Source organism: Curtobacterium sp. B18, assembly GCF_000333375.1.
In the GTDB taxonomy this organism is placed as follows: Bacteria; Actinomycetota; Actinomycetes; order Actinomycetales; family Microbacteriaceae; genus Curtobacterium.
Genome location: NZ_BACZ01000368.1, coordinates 1 through 5,644, shown reverse-complemented (window position 1 = coordinate 5,644; position 5,644 = coordinate 1). Strand labels below are relative to the sequence as shown.

The window sequence follows — 5,644 nt, the reverse complement described above, 5'->3', positions numbered from 1 at the left end:
TCCACGCCGACCAGCGTCAGAACGTCGTGGACGAGGTCGCGCCGACCCTCGTCAAGCAGCTCAAGCAGGGTGATTCGAGTGCGAGCTCATCGAGCAGCTCCGCGACGAGCGACACGTCGTTCCTGAACGGCGCGGACAAGCGGCTCACCCGCCCGTTCCTCGTCGGGTTCAGCGACTCGGCCGTGGTCGTGTACTACGTCGGCCTCGCCGTGATCCTGCTCGCGTTCGTCCTCACCTGGTTCTTCCGCGTGCCGCCGCTCCGCAAGGTCTCGGCGCTGCAGGAGCAGGCGAACACCGAACGCGCCGACAACGAGCGCGCGAGCGCCGACGCGGACCGTCTGACCACGGACGCCCAGCACGCGGCGGCCCGGACGGGCTCGCTGGTCTCGCCGGACACCGGCTCGACGTCGGTCGTGCCGACCTCGCCGGACGTCGTGTCCCAGCCCCGTCCCGCCGGTTCCGCCGTCGGGAGCGGTCAGCTCGGAGGCACGGCCTCCCCCGCCGGCACCGCCCGGTCCGACGCGTCCCCCCGCCCGGCGACCGGCGCTGCCCGGACCGCCACGCTCGAGGACACCCGCGCACCGCTGCCCGACGCGACCACCCACGGCGCACACTCCGCCGCCGCCCCGGTCGACGAGCCGCCGACCACCACCGGGACGATCCGCACCCGGGCCGCCCACGCACTGCCGACCCCGGTGGACGCGGTGCCGGACGCGACCAGCGACCGGGCCGACACGACACGGCTGGCGGACCTGCCCACGAACACGACGCGGGCCGACGGCGGCGAGGCGAGTCGCGCCTCCCGTCCGGACACCCACGGGCACGGCCGCCACTCCGCCGAGTAACGCCCGGCCACGCGGCGCCACCCGCGCCAGCGCCCGACGACCGGGAACGACGAGGTCGATGTCGTACGACGTCGACCTCGTCGTTTCGAGTCGACACCGCCAACGCCACCGACACCGACACCGCCACCGACACCGCCACCGACACGCGTCAGCCGGCCGAGGCCTCCGACCCGACCACCTCGAACGCCGCCCCCGGCAGCCGCCGACGCATCACGTCGACCGCGACCGGGTTGTCGTCGACCAGCACGAACCGTCGGCCGAGCGCCCGGGCCACCGCTCCGGTCGTCCCGCTGCCGGCGAAGAAGTCGAGCACCCAGTCCCCCTGGCGCGACGAGGCCTGCACGATCCGGCGCAGCACCCCCTCAGGCTTCTGCGTGGGGTAGCCGGTCTTCTCCTTGCCGGTCGGCGACACGATCGTGTGCCACCAGACGTCGGTCGGGAGCTTCCCGCGCTCGCGCTTCTCGGGGGTGACGAGGCCCGGCGCCATGTACGGCTCACGGTCGACCGCCTCGGAGTCGAACCAGTACCGCGACGGATCCTTCACGTAGACGAGGATCGTGTCGTGCTTCGTGGGCCACCGCGACCGGGACTTCGCACCGAAGTCGTACGCCCAGACGATCTCGTTGAGGAAGGCATCGCGGCCGAAGAGCGCGTCGAGCAGGACCTTGGCGTAGTGCGACTCGCGGTAGTCGAGGTGGAGGTAGAGGGTGCCGTCGTCGGCGAGGAGCCGCCACGCCTCGAGCAGCCGGGGTTCGAGGAAGGACCAGTAGTCCTCGAACCGGTCGTCGAAGCGCATCAGGTCACCGCGCACCCGCTCGTACGAGCTCCCCCGGAAGCCCGTCACCCGCTCGCGACGGCGATCGGCCGCGACCGGCGCGGCAGTTGCCGACGGCTCGGCAGTTGCCGACGGCTCGACCGCTGCCGACCGCTCCCGCACCGCCGCGCTCGCGTGGCGACGCTGGTACCGACCGGTGTTGAACGGCGGGTCGAGGTAGACGAGCGTGAACGACCCGTCCGCCAGGGTCGGCAGGACGTCGAGGTTGTCGCCGAGCACCACCCGGTCCGGGCCCCGATCGTCGCCGCTGTGCACCCGACCATTGTGGTCCACGCCGAGCGACGGGTCAGCCGCAGGTCACCCGGGTGATGCGGGCGTCCTCGTCCGGCATCCACGCGCCCCCGGCCCAGACGTCCACCGGCTCGCCGGCGTGCAGTGCCGTCGTCACGACGAGGTCGTGCGGACCGGTCACCTGGGCGACCTCCTCGTCGACGGAGAACTGGACGGTCGCCGAGGCGCAGCTCGTGTCCGCGGTGACCTCCCACCCGGCACACCCGTAGTCGACGCAGCCGTCCGGCCACGACCCGTCGGCGTCCTCGTCGTCGGAGTCGAGCGGCGTGCGGGTCAGCGCGACGGGCTGGTCCGGCGCGGTGAAGCAGGTCACGTCGCGGATGCCGCCCCACTCCTCGGAACCCTGCTCGGTGAGGATCAGCGGCGTGCCGGAGGTCAGTACGACGGTGCGGGTGTCGGTGCGCACGTCGTCCCCGCTCTCGGTGTCCGAGAAGCCGACCGTCACCTCGGCGGGACCGTCGCACTCGGCGTCGATCTGCCACGCCCAGCAGCCGTCTGCGAAGTCGATCGCTCCGCAGGTCGCCTGCCACGTCTCGTCGTCGGCGATGAACGACGCGGTGACCGTCCCGTCGTCGGACGTCCACGGCTCCTGGTCGCCCGCGTCCGGTGCGGCGTCGTCCGTGGCACCGCCGCCGGGTGCGCCGTCGTCCGGGACCCTGCCGTCCGGCCCGGTGTCCTGGAGCCCGACCGCGAGCGTCTGCCCGCTGTCCTGCACGGCGCGCACGACGGGGTCGACGGCGGCCGTCGCACCGACCACGAGCAGGAGCGCCGCTGCTCCGGCCGTGACCGCCACGACGGTCCGGCTGCGGTGCCGCAGCGGCGAAGGGACCCCGGGCCGGTTCGGCGAAGGGACCCCGGGCCGGTTCGGCGAGGCGGTGGTGTCGTCCGCGGTGGCGAAGGGCCGTGCGCTCGTCATCCCCCACGCGGCGGCCTCCCAGGCCGCTAGCGCCCGGTCGTCGTCGAGTCCCGGGGACGCGGCCCGCGCCCGCACCGGGACCTCGGCCGCCCGCCACGTGGCCGCGTCGTCCCGGATCGAGGCCGCGGTCCGTTCCGCGGTCTCGCCGAGCCGAGTGGAACCCACCACCAGCACCGCGACGCCGGCCACCAGCGGTACCAGGGCGACCGCGCCCGGACCGCCGAGGGCACCGACGACGACGACGGCGGCGAGCGAGAGCGCCGCCACGGCGAGGGCGATCCACCGCACGGCACGCAGGCGACGGGCCGCCGGCGGCAGGAACCGCCGGAACGAGCGCGGGACCGGCTCCCAGAAGCGCCACCCCGCGGGGGCGGACGGGACCTCCGGCGCGGGCGACCAGCCCGGAGCGGGCTCGGCGGCCTGGTGGAGTTCCACCCACTCGGCGGTCGGCGTCGGCCAGCCGGGAGGCGTCCGGAACCGGAAGGGCGGGGTCGACTCGTCGCGCACGATCAGACCGTACCCGAGCGTCCAGCCGGTTCACAGACCCTTCTTCGGGAGGGGCGTAGCGTCTGCCGCATGGCGACACCCGAGGTGCGGAACGACACCGACAAGCAGCAGTACTCCCTCGTCGAGGACGGCGAGGTCATCGGCTTCGCGGCGTACGAGGTCGACGACGACGAGATCCGGTTCGTGCACACCGAGGTCGATCCCGCGCACCGTGGTGGCGGTCACGCGTCGATCCTCGTGGAGCACGCGCTCGACGACGTCCGGTCGGGATCGTCGCGCCGGGTCGTCCCGCAGTGCAGCTACGTCGCCGCGTGGATCGAGCGGCACCCGGACTACCAGGAGCTCACGACCCGCTGACCGGGCTCAGTACGTCCGGTCGTGCGTGCCGGCGCGGACCGCGTGCCGACCGGCGCTGCGCACCGCCGGCACCTTGATGAGGACGCTGCCGCTCAGCAGGTCGTGGTCGTCGTCCGCCGGCGTCGGTGCCTCCTTCGGGAGGCGCGACTGCCGTTCGTACTCCGCTTGCGTCTCGTGACGGGTCGGCGCGAACACCTCGTCCATCATCGAGACCACGCCGCCGGATCCGCCGCTCCGCGTGGACTTGTTCGACAGGTCGATCCACCCCACGCGATCGGCGATCCACATCACGACGGCCGCCGCGGCCACCGCCCCCAGGAAGATCAACCAGTTCACGCACACGACGCTACGTGCGCGTTCCGGAGGGGACATCCGCCGCGCGGAGGATTCTCACGATCCACATGGCTCGTTCTTCAGGACGACACCCACACTGGTCCTGCGGCCGCCCGGAACCCCCCTCTCCGGGCGGCCGACCACGTGCGACCGACGACGTGCGGCCGGTCGCGTTCCAGCGCTGCGTGCCAGGATGGCGACGTGCTCGACGACGCAGACCGGGACCTCATGCGGGCGTTCGCTCGCTACATCGAGAAGGCGAACGAACTCGCCGCCGCGGAACAGCAGGCGGTGACCACACCGATCGGTGAACGGATCGGCGCCCACCTCGGCGTCGACCCGCAGTCGGTCCCCGTGGTCACCGAGGAGTTCCCCGACCACCGCCTCGTCGACGCCGACATCGCCCTCGAGGAGCTCGCCGGCACCGACCCCGATGCCCTCGTCGGCATCGCGGGCGACGACAGCCGGTTCCACAGCTCGGTCAGCGAGTTCATCGCGAACCCGCACATGCGGTGGGCGCCCGGCCCCGTGAGCTTCGCCACCCGGGCCACCGGTGCCGACACCACCCGTCGGGTCGTGTCGTTCGGGCTCCGGTTCCTCACCTTCGACGGCGCTCCGGTCGCGGTCGTCCAGCGGTCCGCCAAGCCGGAGTACGGCCGTGGCCGCGCCAGCCTCGAGATCCTCTCCCCCGACCAGGACGCCGCCACCGCGTTCCTGCTCCGCCTCCGTGCCCTCATGATCGAGCGGAGCGTCCTACGCGGGCAGGTCCTCTCGTTCGTGCAGTCCGAGTACGGGTCCGATGCCGGGGCGACGTTCCTCCGCCGACCCGAGGTCGACGCCGACGACGTCGTCCTCGGCGCGGGCGTGCTCGACGAGGTGGTCGACCACGTCGTGGGGATCGGCGAGCAGCGTGCGGCGCTCCTCGCGGCCGGACAGCACCTCAAGCGCGGTGTGCTCCTCTACGGCCCTCCCGGGACGGGCAAGACGCTCACGATCCGGCACCTCCTCACCCGGACGACCGGAGTCACCGCGATCCTGCTCACCGGCTCGAGCATCGCGGCGATCGGTGCCGCGGCCGAGATCGCCCGGACCTTCCAGCCGTCACTCGTCGTGATGGAGGACATCGACCTCGTCGCGATGGAACGCCACAGCTCCCCGCAGCCGCTGCTGTTCGAAGTGCTCGACGCCCTCGACGGGCTCGACGGCGACGCGGACGTCGCCTTCGTGATGACCACGAACCGGGTGTCCGTGCTCGAACGCGCCCTCGCGGACCGTCCCGGCCGGGTCGACCTCGCCGTGGAGATCCCGCTCCCCGCCCTGCCCGAGCGCGTCCGGCTCTTCCGCCGGTACGCCGGCTCGCTGCCCTTCTCCGAGGCCGCCCTCGCCGAGGCGGCCGAGCGTGCCGAGGGCACGACGGGCTCCTTCGCCAAGGAGCTCATGCGGCGGAGCGTCCTCGGTGCGGCCCTGCGCGGTGCCGAACCCGCGGACGTCGACCTGCGTGCGGCCCTCGACTCGCTGCTCACCGAGCGGAGCGCCCTGACCCGGAAGCTGCTCGGCACG

The 5,644-nt window shown here is 73.2% G+C and carries 5 protein-coding genes and 1 pseudogene; 3 read left to right on the top strand and 3 right to left on the bottom strand.

Annotation, left to right across the window (positions count from 1 at the left end; all coding sequences use genetic code 11):
* Positions 1-845: pseudogene (locus I5E_RS09965) on the top strand (hypothetical protein); the annotation flags it as partial.
* 148 nt (positions 846-993) lie between these two features.
* On the opposite strand, the gene I5E_RS09960 reads toward I5E_RS09965, so the two are convergent.
* Both I5E_RS09960 and I5E_RS09955 read right to left on the bottom strand, forming a co-directional pair.
* Positions 994-1,935, bottom strand: a complete 942-nt coding sequence (locus I5E_RS09960) for a DNA-methyltransferase (protein ID WP_022906847.1) — start codon at positions 1,933-1,935, stop codon at positions 994-996.
* A gap of 31 nt (positions 1,936-1,966) precedes the next feature.
* A complete protein-coding gene (locus I5E_RS09955; RefSeq protein WP_022906846.1) occupies positions 1,967-3,394 on the bottom strand; it encodes a hypothetical protein in 1,428 nt (475 codons plus the stop codon).
* 69 nt (positions 3,395-3,463) lie between these two features.
* Here I5E_RS09955 and I5E_RS09950 point away from each other — a divergent pair, with 69 nt between their 5' ends.
* Complete coding sequence (locus tag I5E_RS09950; protein ID WP_022906845.1) at positions 3,464-3,751, top strand: GNAT family N-acetyltransferase; 288 nt, start codon at positions 3,464-3,466, stop codon at positions 3,749-3,751.
* A 6-nt stretch (positions 3,752-3,757) separates the two neighbouring features.
* On the opposite strand, the gene I5E_RS22695 is transcribed toward I5E_RS09950, so the two are convergent.
* Positions 3,758-4,087 (bottom strand): hypothetical protein, encoded by a 330-nt coding sequence (locus tag I5E_RS22695; protein WP_148286919.1) that lies wholly within the window; start codon positions 4,085-4,087, stop codon positions 3,758-3,760.
* 198 nt (positions 4,088-4,285) lie between these two features.
* Between I5E_RS22695 and I5E_RS09940 the strand changes: the two genes are divergently transcribed.
* Positions 4,286-5,644 (top strand): AAA family ATPase (locus tag I5E_RS09940; protein WP_022906843.1); only part of this gene is annotated, 1,359 nt, incomplete at its 3' end.

What these genes read in the sequence shown, in the direction of transcription:
- I5E_RS09950 (WP_022906845.1), top strand. Translation starts at nt 3,464, where the DNA reads ATGGCGACACCCGAGGTGCGGAACGACACCGACAAGCAGCAGTACTCC.